The sequence below is a fragment of the Bacillus sp. FSL K6-1106 genome, assembly GCF_038005245.1.
In the GTDB taxonomy this organism is placed as follows: Bacteria; Bacillota; Bacilli; order Bacillales; family Bacillaceae; genus Bacillus; species Bacillus altitudinis.
Window position 1 is genome coordinate 181,838 of sequence record NZ_JBBOSV010000001.1, and the last position, 16,659, is coordinate 198,496.

The following is a 16,659-nucleotide window of genomic DNA, read 5'->3' on the forward strand; positions in this document are numbered from 1 at the left end:
TCATAGCTCCAATACTTTAAAATTTTCACTTTCTCGTTCATAGTCTAAAAAAGCACCGTCTACAGGCTGAATGAATTCAATATTGTAGTTATGTTTTTTCAACTTATCGCGTACGTCTCTTTCAGAAACCGCTTCAACGTATAGTGAATCTGTGTGTTCTCTCACAGGTACCTCAGTCGTACTTGCCTGAAAAAATACCTTATATATCATCCAAATCTCTCCTTAAATACCGTATGTTACACTCGCTTATTCTATTATATTAAAAAAACGCGCATAAGAAAAGTCTCAGAGAAAAAAGGACCTTCAGCAAATGTGCGGAAGATCCTTTTAAGCAATCGATTTTTTACGAAGCATGTCCTTCCATTGTCTTCGAATTTTCTTGCGCAGACGACGAAGCATCGCGGATCGCCTCCTTTCGGTATGAGTCTCATTCAGCCATTTGTTCCGTTCTCTCTATATACTTGTATTATATGATGTTTCCACTTAATGTTACATGGTTATATGTGGGAAATGGGCGTTTTAAGAGGAAGTGGTTTCGTCAGTGAAGATCTTTCTGTATGATGAAGGGGAGAGGGTATACATAACAAGAGACAGGAGACGAGATATGAATAAAAAAGTCATCTTCTTTGATATCGACGGTACTTTATATGACCATGATAAAAAAATACCTGAATCAACGAAGCGAGCTGTTCGTTTATTAAAAGAAAAAGGGCATCATCTCTTCATTGCATCTGGCCGATCGCCTTTTCTCATCCAGCCTATTTTAGAAGAAATAGGGCTTGACTCATTTATTGCTTATAACGGTCAGTATGTCATGTGCGAAGGAGAAGTCATTTACGGCAATCCGCTTAAGCAAGAGCTGATGGATAAAATTTATGAAACAGCGGATCAACATGATCATCCGCTTGTTTTCATGGGAGAGAAGACGATGAAGGCGTCTGTGCCCAACCATCCATTTATCCATGAAGGGATTGGCACTTTAAAAACAGAGCATCCCGAGCACGATTTGTCATTCTTTAAAGAAAACGTCATTTATCAAATGCTGTTATTTTGTAAAGCAGAAGAGGAACATCTATATGAAGCGTTCCGTGAAGAAATTGATCTCGTCAGGTGGCATGAGCTGTCTACGGATGTCCTGCCAAAAGGTGGATCAAAGGCTGAAGGAATTAAACGAGTCATTGAAAGACTTCCGTACGATCAAAAGGACACAATTGCCTTCGGTGACGGGCTGAACGATCGAGAAATGATTTCGTTTGTTGGAACAGGCGTTGCGATGGGGAATGCAGTCAATGAATTAAAAACATTAGCTGACTTTGTCACCAAACCTGTAGATGAGGATGGCATATTCCACGCTGTGAATGAATTAGGCCTTATTGATGAATAAAAAACAAGACCCGCTGATGGACGGGTCTTGTTTTTATGTTATGATCTGCCGATCGCAACCGCGTTGTCTGGCTCGGCGAATGGATGATCTTTTTGAATATGATCATAAAACATAATGCCATTTAAGTGGTCAATTTCATGCTGAAAAACGATGGCCGGAAACCCTTTGAGGCGAATATCAATATCTTCACCTTCAAGCGTTGTACCTTTCACCCTGATTTTTTCATAGCGCGGGACGAATCCAGGGATGGCTTCATCAACAGATAAACAGCCTTCTCCAGTAGCTAAATAAGCTCTTTTGACTGAATGGCTAACAATGCGAGGATTGAATAATGCATAGCTGTAAAGTTCTCCGCCCTCGTCTTCACAGTGAACAGCGATCATTCGTTTACTGATATTGATTTGCGGAGCTGCTAGGCCAACACCGGGTCTAAGTTCATATTTTTCAGCAATGTCTGCATCCTGACTGTTTTTGACAAATTCAATCATGTCAGCTAATTGCTGTTTTTCTTCTTCTGTTGGCGGGAGTTCGACCGCTTCAGCTGTTTGTCTTAAGACGGGATGCCCGTCTCGTACGATATCATCCATGGTAATCACAAAACTTCACTCCTATTTCCTTTGTATGTAAAGTATATAAAATGATACACAACATATGCAATGAAATAAAGAAGACCGGTCGTATGAGACCGGTCAGAGGCTTATTCAGCCATTAGCAGCAGCCACCGCCGCCTAAGAATGCTGCGCCAACAATGATCAATAGAATGAATAGGACGACGATTAAAGCGAATGTACGTCCACCACCGTAACCGCAACCGTATCCACCACCATAACTTGGATAGCAACAACCGCCGCCGTATCCATAACCGTAACCGCCGTATCCACCATACATACTTCCATGACTATAATTAGACATACTTTTGACCTCCTTTGGAAATACACTCGGCCTCTCATAAGTGAAGGCGAAGCGTGTAATATAAACTATGTATGAATGCACTATTTGTATAGTCATGAGCCTAGAGCATGAAAAAAATCTTCTTTCCCCTCAAAAAACCATCCTCTTTCCTTGTCACAACCGCCCTGAAAAATTATAGTGGTATGTGGAGATGTAAAGGGGGACCTTGTAATTGAAACAGATGAAAAGAAGAATAAAAGCAGGTGCAACTTTAGCGGGGATATGCACCCTCTTGCTTGCGGGCTGCGGAGGTCAAAATCCGCTTTATGAGATGCAAGATGCCATGACAAAAATGAGCGAAAAAGAAGCATCCTTTGAAAAAGAACAAGGCGCACTGCAAAGCTATGAAAAAAAAGAGCAGCAGTTGTATAAAAAAATGATTCAAACAACAAAAGACCACACAAAAACAGTCTCAAACTTGTCTGATCAAGCATTAGCATCGGCAGAAAAGCGTGAAGAACATTTAAAAACAGAAAAAGACAGCATGGATCAATCGAAAAAAGAATTTCAATCTGTAAAGGAATTCGCTGGACAGATAAAAGATGCAGAAGTAAAAGACAAAGCAGAACAAACAGTCAAATCAATTGAAAAAAGATATGCATCGTATGATCAGCTTTACCGTGAGTATCAAAAGGCGCTGAAACAAGACAAGCACTTGTATGAATCCTTAAAAAGAAAAGACTTAGGATACGTCGAACTGAAATCCAAACTGAAAACAGTCAATCGTTCCTATAGTAAAGTTAGAAAAGAAAGCAAGAAGTTCAATCAATATACAGATCAATTGAACGAATATAAACAAGCTTTATACAAAACAGCTCAGAAAGAATCACAAAACAGCTAAAAACAGTACTTCCATATTTGCTAGTTCTGTTTATCGCTGCTACTCCCAAAGTGCCTGCGTGTCGTTACTCGTTTTTCCAAGATGTCAAACTGAAAAGAAGAGAAAGGGTTAAAATGAAGTTCATTTTGGCCCTTTGTCCATCAAGTTCAAAAGAGCTGAAAATAGCTCTTTTTTTATTTTTCGACAAAAACAAACATGTGCTATTGTAGTACAGTGATCCACTCTATACTAGTACAGTTTGTGCTGTTGATTAAACAGATTGATACAGGTCACCATAAAAAGTAAAGCGAATACATTTATTTAAATAAAGCCGTTAAATCAATTGACGGACTATTTTTCTTGTTGTAAACTATTCCTTGTTAACAGAAGTTGTATTAGTTTTTTGTGAACTATCGTTAATACAGTTAGAAAAACTCAAAAGCAAGCGATCATCCAATGTTTCGACAATGATCTTTGTGGCTATTATATACAGGAGTCATATGAGCATTTTGGGTTATCCTATATCTGTATGTATAAATGGATTCACGACAAATTGACTGTTAAAAGAAAGGAAGAGGTGACTTTAGAATGGCTGCAAAAACAAAAAAAGCAATTGTTGATAGCAAAAAGCAATTCGATGCCATCAAAAAGCAGTTTGAAACGTTCCAAATTTTAAACGAAAAAGGCGAAGTCGTAAACGAAGCGGCAATGCCAGATCTTTCAGATGACCAATTAAAAGAATTAATGCGCCGTATGGTGTTTACACGTGTATTAGATCAACGTTCAATTTCATTGAACCGTCAAGGACGTCTTGGCTTCTATGCGCCAACAGCTGGACAAGAAGCTTCTCAGCTTGCAACTCACTTTGCACTTGAGAAAGAAGATTTCATTCTTCCAGGATATCGTGATGTACCACAATTAATCTGGCATGGTCTTCCACTAACAAAAGCATTCTTGTTCTCTCGTGGACACTTTGTTGGAAACCAAATGCCTGAAGATGTGAATGCACTTTCTCCGCAAATTATTATCGGTGCACAAATCATTCAAGCTGCTGGTGTAGCTCTTGGTTTGAAAAAGCGCGGTAAAAATGCTGTTGCAATCACTTACACTGGTGATGGTGGAGCTTCACAAGGTGATTTCTACGAAGGTATTAACTTTGCAGGGGCTTACAAAGCGCCAGCGATTTTTGTTGTCCAAAACAACAGATATGCGATCTCTACACCTGTTGAAAAGCAATCTGCTGCACAAACGATTGCACAAAAAGCAGCTGCAGCTGGTATCGTAGGCGTACAAGTTGACGGTATGGATGCATTAGCTGTATATGCAGCGACTGCTGAAGCTCGTGAGCGTGCTGTAAATGGTGAAGGTCCAACATTAATTGAAACTCTTACATTCCGTTACGGCCCACATACAATGGCTGGTGACGATCCAACAAGATATCGTACAAAAGAAGATGAAAATGAGTGGGAGCAAAAAGATCCATTGGTACGCTACCGCAAATTCTTGGAAAACAAAGGCCTTTGGTCTGAAGAAGAAGAGAATAAAGTTATCGAAGATGCAAAAGAACAAATCAAACAAGCAATCAAAGAAGCTGACGAACAGCCTAAGCAGAAAGTCACTGATTTGATTGAAAACATGTACGATGTGAAACCATTTAACTTGGTTGAACAGCTTGAAATCTACAAACAGAAGGAGTCGAAGTAAGCCATGGCGCAAATGACATTGATTCAAGCGATCACTGATGCGTTACGCACAGAACTGAAAAATGACGAAAACGTTCTTGTTTTCGGAGAAGACGTTGGTAAAAACGGCGGCGTATTCCGTGCGACTGAAGGATTGCAAAAAGAGTTTGGTGAGGATCGTGTATTCGATACTCCACTTGCTGAATCTGGTATTGGCGGTCTTGCAATTGGCCTTGGACTACAAGAATTCCGCCCAGTAATGGAAATTCAATTCTTCGGATTCGTTTACGAAGTATTAGATTCTGTTTCTGGACAAATGGCTCGTATGCGTTACCGTTCTGGTGGACGCTGGCATTCTCCAGTGACAATCCGTTCTCCATTTGGCGGAGGAGTTCACACACCTGAGCTTCACGCTGACAGCTTAGAAGGTCTTATTGCACAACAGCCTGGTATCAAGGTTGTTATTCCTTCAACACCTTACGATGCAAAAGGACTATTAATTTCTGCAATCCGTGACAACGATCCGGTTGTATTCCTTGAGCATATGAAACTTTATCGTTCTTTCCGTCAGGAAGTTCCTGAAGAAGAGTACACAATTGAAATCGGTAAAGCTGACGTGAAACGTGAAGGTTCTGACCTTTCAATCATCACTTACGGTGCAATGGTTCACGAATCACTTAAAGCTGCTGAAGAACTTGAAAAAGAAGGCGTTTCTGCTGAGGTCGTTGACCTTCGTACAGTGAGCCCGCTTGATATTGAAACAATCATCGCTTCTGTTGAAAAAACAGGCCGTGCGATCGTTGTTCAAGAAGCACAAAAACAAGCTGGTATTGCAGCAAACGTAGTAGCTGAAATCAATGATAGAGCAATTCTTAGCCTAGAAGCACCAGTACTTCGTGTAGCTGCACCTGATACTGTATTTGCTTTCTCTCAAGCTGAGAGCGTATGGCTTCCAAACCATAAAGACGTGCTTGAAACAGCTAAGAAAGTTCTTGAATTTTAATTAAATGACAGAGGGGAAAAGAATTTATTTCTCTTCCCCTTTATCAATTACATGACCGTGTAATGTTGACAGAACAAGGGTTTAACATAATCTAGGAGGCGAAAAACAGTGGCATTTGAATTTAAACTTCCGGACATCGGAGAAGGTATCCACGAAGGTGAGATCGTTAAGTGGTTTGTAAAACCAAACGACGAAATCAATGAAGATGACGTTTTAGCAGAGGTACAAAATGATAAAGCAGTTGTAGAAATTCCTTCACCTGTTAAAGGAAAAGTATTAGAATTAAAAGTTGAAGAGGGAACAGTTGCAACTGTAGGACAAACAATCATTACGTTTGATGCACCTGGTTACGAAAATCTTCAATTTAAAGGCAGCGAAGAAGAAGGCGAAGCGAAAACTGAAGCTCAAGTACAAGGTACTGCTGAAGCTGGTAACGAGCCTGAAAAGAAAGAAGTTGCTCAAGAAGAAGCGGCAGCAGCAACTGGTGCTGGCGCACAAGAGCAAGTAGATGCTGATCCTAACAAACGCGTTATTGCTATGCCATCTGTACGTAAATATGCGCGTGAAAAAGGCGTTGAAATTTACAAAGTTGCAGGTACTGGTAAAAATGGCCGCGTGCTAAAAGAAGATATCGACAGCTTCCTTAATGGCGGTTCTGCAGCAACTCAAGAAGCAGCACCTCAAGCAGCTGAAAGTGCGAAAGAAGAAGCGGCTCCAAAAGCGGCAGCAGCTCCAGTTCTAGAAGGAGAATTCCCAGAAACTCGCGAGAAAATGAGCGGAATCCGCAAAGCGATCGCGAAAGCAATGGTGAACTCTAAGCACACAGCTCCTCACGTAACATTAATGGATGAAGTTGATGTAACAAACCTTGTTGCACATCGTAAACAATTCAAACAAGTTGCAGCTGATCAAGGAATCAAGTTAACTTACTTGCCTTACGTTGTAAAAGCTCTAACTTCTGCTTTGAAAAAGTACCCAGTACTTAACACTTCTATCGATGATAAAACAGATGAAGTTGTTCAAAAGCATTACTACAACATCGGAATTGCAGCTGATACTGAAAAAGGCTTGCTTGTTCCAGTTGTGAAAAATGCAGATCGCAAAGCGATTTTCGAAGTATCTAACGAAATCAACGAGCTTGCAACAAAAGCACGTGATGGTAAATTGGCTCCAGCTGAAATGAAGGGTGCATCTTGCACAATCACAAACATCGGTTCTGCTGGTGGACAATGGTTTACTCCAGTCATCAATCACCCAGAAGTAGCGATCCTTGGTATTGGCCGTATCGCTGAAAAAGCGGTTGTTCGTGATGGCGAAATCGTTGCAGCTCCAGTCTTAGCTCTTTCCCTAAGCTTTGACCACCGTATGATTGATGGAGCTACTGCGCAAAATGCCCTTAACCACATCAAGCGTTTATTGAATGATCCACAATTAATTTTAATGGAGGCGTAAATTCATGGTAGTAGGAGATTTCCCAATCGAAACAGATACTCTTGTCATCGGTGCAGGTCCTGGTGGATATGTAGCTGCTATTCGTGCTGCACAGCTAGGACAAAAAGTAACAATCGTTGAAAAAGGAACACTTGGCGGCGTATGTCTAAACGTCGGCTGTATCCCTTCAAAAGCATTGATCAATGCTGGACATCGTTTCGAGAATGCAAAGCATTCTGAAGACATGGGTATCAAAGCTGAAAACGTAACAGTTGATTTCACAAAAGTTCAAGAGTGGAAAGCTTCTGTTGTAAACAAATTAACAGGTGGAGTTCAAGGTCTTCTAAAAGGAAATAAAGTAGACATCGTCAAAGGTGAAGCTTATTTCGTAGACAGCAACTCTGTACGTGTCATGGATGAAAATTCAGCGCAGACTTATACATTTAAAAATGCAATTCTTGCAACTGGATCTCGTCCAATCGAATTGCCTACATTTAAATACACAGACCGCGTGATTAACTCAACTGGTGCTTTAGCGCTTAAAGAAGTACCTAAAAAGTTAGTTGTCATCGGTGGTGGATACATCGGTACTGAGCTTGGTACTGCTTATGCGAACTTTGGAACAGAAGTTGTCATCCTTGAAGGTGGAGACGAAATCCTTCCAGGTTTTGAAAAGCAAATGAGCTCATTAGTGAAACGTAACCTGAAGAAAAAAGGAAACGTTGAAATTCACACAAACGCTCTTGCAAAAGGCGTTGAAGAAAAATCTGACGGTGTCACTGTTACTTTCGAAGTAAAAGGTGAAGAAAAAACTGTCGATGCTGACTACGTACTTGTGACTGTTGGTCGTCGTCCAAACACAGATGAGCTTGGTCTTGAGCAAGTTGGTGTTGAATTGACAGACCGTGGAGTTGTCAAAACTGACAAACAATGCCGTACAAGCGTTTCAAACATCTATGCAATTGGTGACATCGTTGATGGACCACCACTTGCACACAAAGCTTCTTACGAAGGTAAAATTGCTGCTGAAGCAATCGCTGGAGAGCCAGCTGAAATTGATTACCTTGGTATTCCTGCTGTTGTATTCTCTGAGCCAGAACTTGCAACTGTTGGATACACTGAAGCAGAAGCAAAAGAAGAAGGAATCGACATCGTTGCAGCGAAATTCCCATTCGCAGCGAACGGACGTGCACTTTCTCTTGATGCAACTGATGGCTTCATGAAAATGATCACTCGTAAAGAGGATGGTCTAGTTATCGGTGCACAAATCGCAGGTGTTGGTGCTTCTGATATGATTTCAGAGCTTAGCCTTGCAATTGAAGCTGGTGTGACAGCTGAAGATATCGCAATGACAATTCACGCTCACCCAACTTTAGGTGAAATTACAATGGAAACGGCTGAAGTAGCAATCGGAAGCCCAATCCATATCGTAAAATAATGAACGTTGAAACCCTCTCCACACGGAGAGGGTTTCAGATTGTTGACAAAGGGCTAAAATGAACTTGATTTTAGCCCTTTGTCTTCTTTTCAGCGTGATAGAAAACCTTTGAAGTCTAGGAAGGACGAGTACTGGCGCGGAGCGAATTTGACATTCGTGAGTACCAGCACGCAGGACTGACAAAGAATGCGAGGGTTTGTCTACACGCTGAAGCCCTCTCCACATGGAGAGGGTTTTTTTATGTATGTGAAACCTCGCTGAAAACGAAAAACCCTCATGAGCTGAGGGCTTTTTTCATATGGATATATAAGTGCAAAGTCGAACCGTTAATTTGTATTCACTCGATCTAATGCTTGGCATATGGGTGATAAGATATCCTCTTTACTTCGGACATTACCTTCCACCTTCACAATGACCTTTTCATTATTGACAAGTAAAATAGCCGGCAGTTCGTCTACTTCATTTTTCCAGCCTTTACGATCTTCTTTGACAATCATCTTGGACATTTCCTTCGGATATTCATTTTTTAAATCGAGCACTGCGTCATAATAAGGACTTTCTTTATCAAGATTTTCTGCATCAGTAAAAAAGAGAATTCTCGGCTTTTGAATATGACTGACCTGGTCTGTCTGATTCGGTATGATATACGCAAATGAGCATGAACTAAGTACAAAGAGCATAGGGAATATAATGAGAAGGGTCCTCATAAAATTCAATCTATTCACCTCAAAATCCTTTGGGGTTGTACCAACATTTTTAGGAGCCAGTTCCCTGTTAGTCACTCTAGTGTATCACGTCCTTTTTGACAATTTTCGATTGTTACTCAATTGTTACAGAATTGATATGAAGCAAAATACATTTGAAACGTTTCCTCAATATGATGAGAAAAAAGCATATTTTTATAAAAAATGATTAAATGTGTCATACAATTAACCGTTGACAACTTAAATGTGACATCATATTATAGAGATATGAAATAGATTAAACGCTTTCAAACTTTGAGTAAAGAAAAGGGGAATGTACAAGTGGGTACAATTATTTGTCAAGATTGCAATGAAACCATTGATCAATTTGAAAATGAAAAAGTGACAACACTTTATGGAACATGTGGTCACTGTCATTGCTGTGATGAAGCCTCTGAATAAATAAAAAAGCATGCAGCCCCAATTGGGGCTGCATGTTTCTTTTTTATAAAATGGCTTTTTGTTCTTTAATGACACGAATCATATCTAGTGTGGAATCTTCAGGTCCTTGAACAGGAAGACCGATTTCGATATTTTTAAAGATATAGGAGATATTTTCTTCTGTGATGATTTCTCCTGGTATAAAAATAGGAATACCAGGCGGATAAACCATGACAAATTCTGCAATGATCCGGCCAGCCGCTTCTTTAAATGGAATGACTTCCGTTGTTGCGTAAAAAGCGTCACGCGGCGTCATCGCAAGCGAAGGGATCTCAGGCAATAACACTTCTGTCACGGCTTGTTTGCCGCCTTGACGTGCAGAGGTGGCCGCAATTTCCTCCATAGCCGTTACAAGCGTATCGATCGTCTCATCACAATCGCCAGGCGTTACGATACATAAAATGTTGTATAGGTCAGAGAGCTCTACTTCAATTCGGTAGCTTTCTCTCAGCCATTTCTCCACATCATGGCCATTCAGTCCAAGGTCTTTAATGGAGATGATTAATTTTGTTGGGTCATAATCGTAAGTAGAAGGTGAACCGAGAATTTCTTGACCAATGCAAGTAATACCTTCAATTTCGTTTAAACGAGTTCTTGCTGATTCAGCTAATCGAATGGCTTCATCTGCAAGTGCCTTTCCTTCAGTCGCTAATCGCTTTCTAGCGACATCCAGGGAGGCTAAAAGCAAATAAGAAGTAGACGTAGTTGTCAGCATGCTTAAAATAGATTGTACTCGATCCTTTGAAACAAGCCCTTCTTTTATATTTAAAATCGAGCTTTGGGTGAGAGAGCCGCCAAGTTTATGCACACTTGTTGCTGCCATATCAGCTCCCGCCTGCATCGCAGACAATGGAAGCTCATCGTGAAAATGAATATGCACACCATGTGCCTCATCTACAAGAACAGGTACGTCATATGAATGAGCAATCTCTACAATGGTTTTTAAATCAGCTGAAATGCCAAAATACGTTGGGTTAATTACAAGCAGCCCTTTCGCATCTGGATGTTTAGTCAGCGCTCTTTTAGCTGACTCTGGCGTGATGCCATGAGAGATGCCAAGCTCTTTGTCAATTTCCGGGTGAATAAAAACAGGTACTGCACCAGAAAATACAATAGCAGACATAATCGATTTATGGACATTACGTGGAACAATAATTTTGTCTCCAGGGCCACAGACGGTCATCACCATTGTCATGATCGCACCGCTTGTTCCTTGTATAGAGAAAAACGTATGGTCTGCACCAAATGCTTCTGCTGCAAGCTCCTGTGCTTCTTTGATCATTCCTCGAGGCGAATGTAAATCATCAAGAGGTTCTATATTAATAAGGTCAATGCTTAATGCATTGTCTCCAATGAATGCTCTAAATTCAGGATCCATTCCGGCTCCTTTTTTATGGCCTGGAATGTGAAATTGGACTGGATTGGTTGAAGCATGTTTTTTTAGTCCAGTGTATAAGGGTGTATCATGTTGTGACAATTGCTTTCCCACCTTCATCGAAATACCTGCTATTATTATCCCAATAACAGCAGATTTCATTGCATAAAACAAAAGAATTATATTATGAACTGATCGGAATGTAAAGCATAAAATCAATCGGATTCTGATCAAACAGATGCTATAATAAAAGTTCAAATAAGAAATGTGGATTAAAGTGAGGGACAAGTAAATGGAATATCAATATCCAATGGACGTCGACTGGACAACTGAAGAAAAGATGGCGGTCATTTCATTTTTTCAAGCCGTTGAAAAAGCCTATGAAACAGGAATTGCGAAACAAGCGTTACTAGAGGCTTATAAACGATTTAAAGAAGTTGTACCATCAAAAGCAGAAGAAAAGACGCATTGTGCGGCGTTTGAAAAGGGAAGTGGGTATTCCCCTTATCGCACAGTAAAAAGTGCAATAGAGGCTGAAGAAACAGCTATGATACGGATGTAAAAAACGAGCCAATATTGGCTCGTTTTTTTATACAGATTCTTTTTGTGTAAAGCGGTATAGATAAGTTACTGTGCGGAAGGCATCTTCAATTTTTGATAAGAATTCTTCATTATTCATTTGAATAACTTCTTCTCTAGGAAGCTGGATGCCGCAAAGGAGTTCGGCCTTTTTGACTGTTTGAACACGTTCAAATAGTGTTCTCAGCTGTTCAGCATCAAGTTCGCTGTGGCGGAGGACGTCCGGTTTCATATGATCCTTAGACCAAACAAAGTCTTGAGGTATTTTCTTTTGGATCGTGTCCAGCTCTTTTTCGAATAGTTGCCCATATTCACCTTTCACTGGAGATTCATAAATGAGCGCAAACCATACAAATACATGAGTTTTCCAAAGCCCAATTTGAAAATGAGGGAGCTTTTTATACCCACGCTTACTGTTAGCGAAAGCCACCCAAGTGTCATTTGGCGGGTTGACTGATCTTCTTGCATGTTTTGCCACGTGGACAAACATTTCGTCACCTGTAATAGAAGAAAGAAGCGGTGCAAAATGTTCACCAAGTGCTTCAAGCTTTGGACGGACTCTCTCTTTTAATACGGTCATACGTTCATCTAAACCGTCTACTGTGAATGTTTCAAAATCTTCATCTCTAAAACGCATTTCACTCATGTTATGCCTCCTGTATCTTTTCGCTGATCATATTTTATCATAGCTTGGGTCAAGCTCAAAAAAAGATGCACTTTAAAGAGAAAGATAGCAGGGATCTTGGTTCGGCGTTTAAAAACTTCGATTTTGTGGTACATAACAAATAGGTAAAAACACAATTTTCAGAATGTCGTTGCGGTTATGCGATCGCTTCATACGATATAAGCAAGAACCATTTCTCTTATCGATTGTATTTTTTATCAATGAAAACTGACAAGGAATGAATCATTCTCTGGAAGGGGCGTTGACCAGTGAAGCAAATCGTGAAGCATGGGTATAGACAAGAGAAGAAGAATCGCATCGCTGTGTGGAGATTAGAGGTTGATTATGAGCTTTCTACGCTTCATGAAGCCATCGAGCAAAAAGATGATATCCAGGTAGAACGCAGCAAACGAAAGCTTGAGCGCCTAAGAAAAGAATGGGAGCAGCTTCAAGGGTAAAACAAGGTGAGGTAAAAACGAACCAATTCATCGGTTCGTTTTTGTATGAAGCTGCTTTTTTCTTGCTTTTACGTACATAATATCAGTATGCTAATACAAATAGGTACTACATAGAAAAGAGGTTTACAGTCCGATGACAAACTGGGTGGAAATTGACCGACTTGCAAAGCTTTGGGTAAAAGAAGCGGGTAGCCGCATTAAAGCATCCATGCAGGAAGGTCTATCAATTGAAACAAAATCAAATCCAAATGATCTTGTCACAAACATCGATAAAGAAACAGAACGTTTCTTTATTGAAAAGATACAGTCGACATTTTCAGATCATCATATTTTAGGAGAAGAGGGCCAAGGGGAAGAAGTGACCTCTCTAGACGGGATAGTATGGATCATTGATCCAATTGATGGCACCATGAACTTTATCCATCAAAAACGAAATTTTGCCATTTCAATTGGGATATTTGAACATGGTGTGGGGAAAATCGGCCTTATTTATGACGTCATCCATGACGAGCTCTATCATGCAGTCAAAGGAGAAGGGGCGTATATGAACGATACCTTACTCCCGCCTTTAAAAGATGTTGCCATTGAAAAAGCCATTGTCGGCATTAACCCAACATGGGCGATTGAAAGCCCCCATTTTGACGCTAAGCCGTTTGCCCGTCTCGTACGCGATGTGAGAGGAACACGAACGATTGGGTCAGCTGCACTTGAACTAGCTTATATTGCAAGCGGAAGAAGCGACGCATATGTCACGTTAAGGTTAGCGCCTTGGGATTATGCGGCTGGATGTGTGTTACTTGATGAAGTAGGCGCTGTTTACTCGAATATTCACGGCGAACGCTTGACATTTCTAGAGAAAAATAGCATTGTTGCTGGAAATCGATCCATCTGTGAAAAAATCTTGCATGATTACATAAAAGGAAGCGGAAATAAAAAATAAACAACATCACTTCATGAGAATGAAGTGATTTTTTGTATTTGATGAAACTTTTTGACAAGTCAAATGTCTATACGAACGAGGCCTTAATTTGAAGTAAAGGATTGTGTAGCGATGTTTGATTTGTTTAGTGATTTATCCCTCCATTTTGAAAGGTTTTTTATTTTAAATGAGTACAGTATCCACATGATTCAATGGTGTGTGCTTGGACTATTTGTCCTTTTTATTACACTTCCCATATGGAAAGAAAAGAAGAGTAGTTATGTATTTTATGCTGGAATCATATTAAGAGTAGTTCTGCTAGGGCGTATGACACTTGAGATGATCCACCAAGTGCTAGCTAGACAGTATACGATCGAAACATTTGAAGTGCTGACAGATTTCATGCAATTTCTCATCTATGGTTATGTCTTGCTTGCATCACTTTTTTATGTGATTTCTCTTCCTTATTTAAAAAATAGGGGCATGTTTTTTGCGTTTGATTTATCTGTGTTACTTCTGCCTTTATGTCAAACGGTATTTATTGTGTTAGTTGAAAGCAAAAAGTTCTTTCTCAGCGGTGATACGGAGCTGGTATGGAGAAATTTGATGACCATTGTGCTTATGATTGGCTTTGCCGCTTTGGTACTTTACCTATTCTTTCGTTTGTTTTGGCATCAGAAGTGGAAAGAATTGCTGTTTTTCTATGGCCTGATTTTCGCTGCGCTGCTGTATATTTTTTATCCTTCTATCTCGAAGCATGAGCTGCAATCTTCGTTTAAATCCATTGTGATTTTAGTAGCGGCCGCAGGAAGCTTTATGACATTACATTCGTTATGTGCGTTACTACAAAACAAGGTGAAGTTGAGACAGTGGGGTGCTTGGGGAATTGTCGTCTTTTTTATGCTGATGCTGAACCCGATCTTAAATCTTCCACATATCATGTTTCAATTTACTAAAACGGAACTGACAGATACTTTCTCAGAAGAATATCGCCCTTTATCTGAAGCAAGTGCAAAAGCATTCGCTTCAAAGTTTGTACCAGCGGACACTACATTATATTCAACGACTATTAAACAGCCGATCTCTGATAACTACGTGTTTGCAGCCGATCAGTATGAAGTGAATGTTTCTGCGTTTACAGGTGAATTAAACAGCTATTTTTATCATGGTCGCGCAAAGGGTCAGCATTTGACCGATAAAGAATATAGGGAAAAAACCATTGAATTTTTTGAAAGGAGCGGCCGATCCGTTGATCTAGACCGCATCCGTGTAGTGATTGAAAAAGAAGACGGGGAGACAAGCGTTCTTCTGTTGCCAAAAATGTCTCAGAATAAAGATGAGAGCTTAGCGTTTGCCACCTGGAAAAAAGAGACGCTTCGACAAGCGCAATATGGGAACGCCATCTTTCAATTGAAGGATTCTTACCGAGAAGTCCTCATTTTAAGAGATATTCAGGAATTATCGTATGAAGAAGTAGCGGAAATTTTGAATTGGACTTTATCTAAAGTAAAGACAACCCTTCATCGAGCAAGATTAGAGCTGAAACGAAAGCTACATTGTGAGGAGTTCAACAAATGAACTGTTATTTGATTGAAGAACTATTACCACTTTATATAGAAGGGGACACGAGTGAAGAAACAAATCAATTAGTGAATGAGCACTTACGTTCATGCAAAAAATGCCTTCATCTATATGAAGAAATGAAAGAACCAGTCTCTATTGCAGAGTCAACAGATTTCATACCGTTCATAGATGAAAAAGAAGAAAAAAGAAAACTTGAAAAGCGCTACTATGGAAAACTGTTATTACGGGCAAGTATCGTTTTTAGTATCGTCTATCTCATCATGCTCTTGATCTATTGGATATAAGAAAGAACCCCCATCTGGATGAACCGGATGGGGGTTTTTGAGCTTAGTTCAATTTTTCTTTAGCAATTTGAACTGCATCATAGAATGTTTTTAATTGCTCTTGAGGAACTTTCTTAAGCAATTGGTTGAAAACAAGTAATTCAGTAGAGCTGAATCCAAGACCTTTAGCGATTTTAGAATCAATTACAACGTTTCCTTTTTTGTCTAGAACAAGTGCATCACCAGCAAGATCAGCAATTCTGATCACTGATTTGAAAAGCTTTTCGAATTTAGTTGCTTCTTCTTTAGTAAGACCAAGTTCAACAGCTTTCGCTGCATCAAAAACCAATTTCCCTTTTTCGTTTTTAGAGATGCTTTCACTGAAAACGATTGTAAGAACAGCTGCGCGATCTAAGAATTTCTCAGCAGTCGCCGCTTCTTCTTCAGTCAAACCGAGCTCAACAGCTTTTTTCACATCAAATGTGTAGTTGTTGTCTTCCTCAACAAATGAATTGATGAGAATGTTGATGACACGCTCGTTTTTCTCCAATAATTCTTTAATAATTTGTTGCTGCTCAAAAGGAATCCCTTTGAAAGTTGCAGCACTTGCTTGCCCAGGAGCTACTGTTGTGAAAGTAAAAATGATAGCTAAAGCGAAAAATACAACAGAGCTGAGCGATTTGCTCAAAAACTTCTTCATGCTTCTTTTCTCTCCCTTTTCTGTTAAATTTTGTTGCAAGAACAGCATACCATGAGAAACTTTGTGGAAGAATAGGAAAAATGTAACTTTGTGTTTGATTTTGGAGAACTATAAAAGTTCTTGTCGAAAAATGGAAGAGTTCAGATTGCTTAGATTTGCCAACACTATATGAATTTTTTAGTTGAATCATTAGGATTACATAGGTGGTTGGTCTTGTTTTTACC

At 39.9% G+C, this 16,659-nt stretch carries 19 protein-coding genes; 12 read left to right on the plus strand and 7 right to left on the minus strand.

The features are described 5' to 3' along the window. The gene (locus tag MHI20_RS00975) at positions 1-210 is read right to left on the minus strand and encodes a DNA-dependent RNA polymerase subunit epsilon (protein WP_008345114.1); all 210 of its coding nucleotides are present in this window, start codon (positions 208-210) and stop codon (positions 1-3) included. Between the two features lie 394 nt (positions 211-604). Here MHI20_RS00975 and MHI20_RS00980 point away from each other — a divergent pair, with 394 nt between their 5' ends. Continuing rightward, positions 605-1,384, plus strand: a complete 780-nt coding sequence (locus tag MHI20_RS00980) for a Cof-type HAD-IIB family hydrolase (protein WP_340936319.1) — start codon at positions 605-607, stop codon at positions 1,382-1,384. A gap of 38 nt (positions 1,385-1,422) precedes the next feature. Here MHI20_RS00980 and def read toward each other — a convergent pair whose 3' ends face one another. Together def and MHI20_RS00990 are read right to left on the minus strand one after the other, a co-directional pair. Further along, positions 1,423-1,980, minus strand: coding sequence for a peptide deformylase (def, locus tag MHI20_RS00985; RefSeq protein ID WP_008345111.1), 558 nt, complete (start codon positions 1,978-1,980; stop codon positions 1,423-1,425). A 112-nt stretch (positions 1,981-2,092) separates the two neighbouring features. Then, positions 2,093-2,272 (minus strand): YjcZ family sporulation protein, encoded by a 180-nt coding sequence (locus MHI20_RS00990; RefSeq protein ID WP_026050085.1) that lies wholly within the window; start codon positions 2,270-2,272, stop codon positions 2,093-2,095. 235 nt (positions 2,273-2,507) lie between these two features. On the opposite strand from MHI20_RS00990, the gene MHI20_RS00995 reads away from it, so the two are divergent. From MHI20_RS00995 to lpdA, 5 genes are all read left to right on the plus strand, one after another. Then, positions 2,508-3,176, plus strand: coding sequence for a YkyA family protein (locus tag MHI20_RS00995; protein WP_327855279.1), 669 nt, complete (start codon positions 2,508-2,510; stop codon positions 3,174-3,176). Between the two features lie 567 nt (positions 3,177-3,743). Next, complete coding sequence (pdhA, locus tag MHI20_RS01000) at positions 3,744-4,859, plus strand: pyruvate dehydrogenase (acetyl-transferring) E1 component subunit alpha (protein WP_007498599.1); 1,116 nt, start codon at positions 3,744-3,746, stop codon at positions 4,857-4,859. Between the two features lie 3 nt (positions 4,860-4,862). After that, on the plus strand, positions 4,863-5,840 hold the full coding sequence (gene pdhB / locus MHI20_RS01005; protein WP_007498597.1) for a pyruvate dehydrogenase complex E1 component subunit beta: 978 nt from the start codon (positions 4,863-4,865) through the stop codon (positions 5,838-5,840). Positions 5,841-5,948: 108 nt separating this feature from the next. Then, on the plus strand, positions 5,949-7,292 hold the full coding sequence (locus MHI20_RS01010; protein ID WP_008345100.1) for a dihydrolipoamide acetyltransferase family protein: 1,344 nt from the start codon (positions 5,949-5,951) through the stop codon (positions 7,290-7,292). Between the two features lie 4 nt (positions 7,293-7,296). Continuing rightward, positions 7,297-8,709: a dihydrolipoyl dehydrogenase gene (gene lpdA / locus MHI20_RS01015; protein WP_003211097.1), complete on the plus strand. Its 1,413-nt coding sequence runs from the start codon at positions 7,297-7,299 to the stop codon at positions 8,707-8,709. Between the two features lie 326 nt (positions 8,710-9,035). Here the strand turns inward: lpdA and MHI20_RS01020 are convergent, their stop codons facing one another. After that, positions 9,036-9,416, minus strand: coding sequence for a hypothetical protein (locus MHI20_RS01020; RefSeq protein ID WP_223255627.1), 381 nt, complete (start codon positions 9,414-9,416; stop codon positions 9,036-9,038). 318 nt (positions 9,417-9,734) lie between these two features. Here MHI20_RS01020 and MHI20_RS01025 point away from each other — a divergent pair, with 318 nt between their 5' ends. Further along, a complete protein-coding gene (locus MHI20_RS01025; protein ID WP_003212464.1) occupies positions 9,735-9,854 on the plus strand; it encodes a GapA-binding peptide SR1P in 120 nt (39 codons plus the stop codon). A gap of 43 nt (positions 9,855-9,897) precedes the next feature. Here the strand turns inward: MHI20_RS01025 and MHI20_RS01030 are convergent, their stop codons facing one another. Next, entirely contained in the window at positions 9,898-11,370 is a 1,473-nt protein-coding gene (locus tag MHI20_RS01030; RefSeq protein WP_110487304.1) for an aminotransferase class I/II-fold pyridoxal phosphate-dependent enzyme, read from the minus strand. 190 nt (positions 11,371-11,560) lie between these two features. Here MHI20_RS01030 and MHI20_RS01035 point away from each other — a divergent pair, with 190 nt between their 5' ends. Further along, positions 11,561-11,830 (plus strand): UPF0223 family protein, encoded by a 270-nt coding sequence (locus MHI20_RS01035; RefSeq protein ID WP_113766998.1) that lies wholly within the window; start codon positions 11,561-11,563, stop codon positions 11,828-11,830. 27 nt (positions 11,831-11,857) lie between these two features. On the opposite strand, the gene MHI20_RS01040 is transcribed toward MHI20_RS01035, so the two are convergent. Continuing rightward, complete coding sequence (locus MHI20_RS01040) at positions 11,858-12,493, minus strand: DUF1054 domain-containing protein (RefSeq protein WP_045034227.1); 636 nt, start codon at positions 12,491-12,493, stop codon at positions 11,858-11,860. 287 nt (positions 12,494-12,780) lie between these two features. On the opposite strand from MHI20_RS01040, the gene MHI20_RS01045 reads away from it, so the two are divergent. From MHI20_RS01045 to MHI20_RS01060, 4 genes are all read left to right on the plus strand, one after another. Next, positions 12,781-12,969, plus strand: a complete 189-nt coding sequence (locus tag MHI20_RS01045) for a hypothetical protein (protein WP_008345085.1) — start codon at positions 12,781-12,783, stop codon at positions 12,967-12,969. Between the two features lie 133 nt (positions 12,970-13,102). After that, positions 13,103-13,909, plus strand: coding sequence for an inositol monophosphatase family protein (locus MHI20_RS01050; RefSeq protein WP_100324953.1), 807 nt, complete (start codon positions 13,103-13,105; stop codon positions 13,907-13,909). A gap of 111 nt (positions 13,910-14,020) precedes the next feature. Beyond that, entirely contained in the window at positions 14,021-15,466 is a 1,446-nt protein-coding gene (locus MHI20_RS19185) for a sigma factor-like helix-turn-helix DNA-binding protein (protein ID WP_445661732.1), read from the plus strand. Next, complete coding sequence (locus tag MHI20_RS01060) at positions 15,463-15,756, plus strand: anti-sigma factor family protein (protein ID WP_024720289.1); 294 nt, start codon at positions 15,463-15,465, stop codon at positions 15,754-15,756. The genes MHI20_RS19185 and MHI20_RS01060 overlap by 4 nt, the downstream gene beginning before the upstream one ends. Positions 15,757-15,799: 43 nt before the next feature. Here MHI20_RS01060 and MHI20_RS01065 read toward each other — a convergent pair whose 3' ends face one another. Then, a complete protein-coding gene (locus MHI20_RS01065) occupies positions 15,800-16,435 on the minus strand; it encodes a hypothetical protein (protein ID WP_340936329.1) in 636 nt (211 codons plus the stop codon). Positions 16,436-16,659 lie beyond the last annotated feature (224 nt).

Coding starts and splice junctions, on each gene's coding strand:
- MHI20_RS00975 (WP_008345114.1), bottom strand. CDS start 210: ATGATATATAAGGTATTTTTTCAGGCAAGTACGACTGAGGTACCTGTG.
- MHI20_RS00980 (WP_340936319.1), top strand. CDS start 605: ATGAATAAAAAAGTCATCTTCTTTGATATCGACGGTACTTTATATGAC.
- MHI20_RS00990 (WP_026050085.1), bottom strand. CDS start 2,272: ATGTATGGTGGATACGGCGGTTACGGTTATGGATACGGCGGCGGTTGT.
- pdhA (WP_007498599.1), top strand. CDS start 3,744: ATGGCTGCAAAAACAAAAAAAGCAATTGTTGATAGCAAAAAGCAATTC.
- pdhB (WP_007498597.1), top strand. CDS start 4,863: ATGGCGCAAATGACATTGATTCAAGCGATCACTGATGCGTTACGCACA.
- lpdA (WP_003211097.1), top strand. CDS start 7,297: ATGGTAGTAGGAGATTTCCCAATCGAAACAGATACTCTTGTCATCGGT.
- MHI20_RS01020 (WP_223255627.1), bottom strand. CDS start 9,416: ATGAGGACCCTTCTCATTATATTCCCTATGCTCTTTGTACTTAGTTCA.
- MHI20_RS01035 (WP_113766998.1), top strand. CDS start 11,561: ATGGAATATCAATATCCAATGGACGTCGACTGGACAACTGAAGAAAAG.
- MHI20_RS01040 (WP_045034227.1), bottom strand. CDS start 12,493: ATGAGTGAAATGCGTTTTAGAGATGAAGATTTTGAAACATTCACAGTA.
- MHI20_RS01050 (WP_100324953.1), top strand. CDS start 13,103: ATGACAAACTGGGTGGAAATTGACCGACTTGCAAAGCTTTGGGTAAAA.
- MHI20_RS19185 (WP_445661732.1), top strand. CDS start 14,021: ATGTTTGATTTGTTTAGTGATTTATCCCTCCATTTTGAAAGGTTTTTT.
- MHI20_RS01060 (WP_024720289.1), top strand. CDS start 15,463: ATGAACTGTTATTTGATTGAAGAACTATTACCACTTTATATAGAAGGG.
- MHI20_RS01065 (WP_340936329.1), bottom strand. CDS start 16,435: ATGAAGAAGTTTTTGAGCAAATCGCTCAGCTCTGTTGTATTTTTCGCT.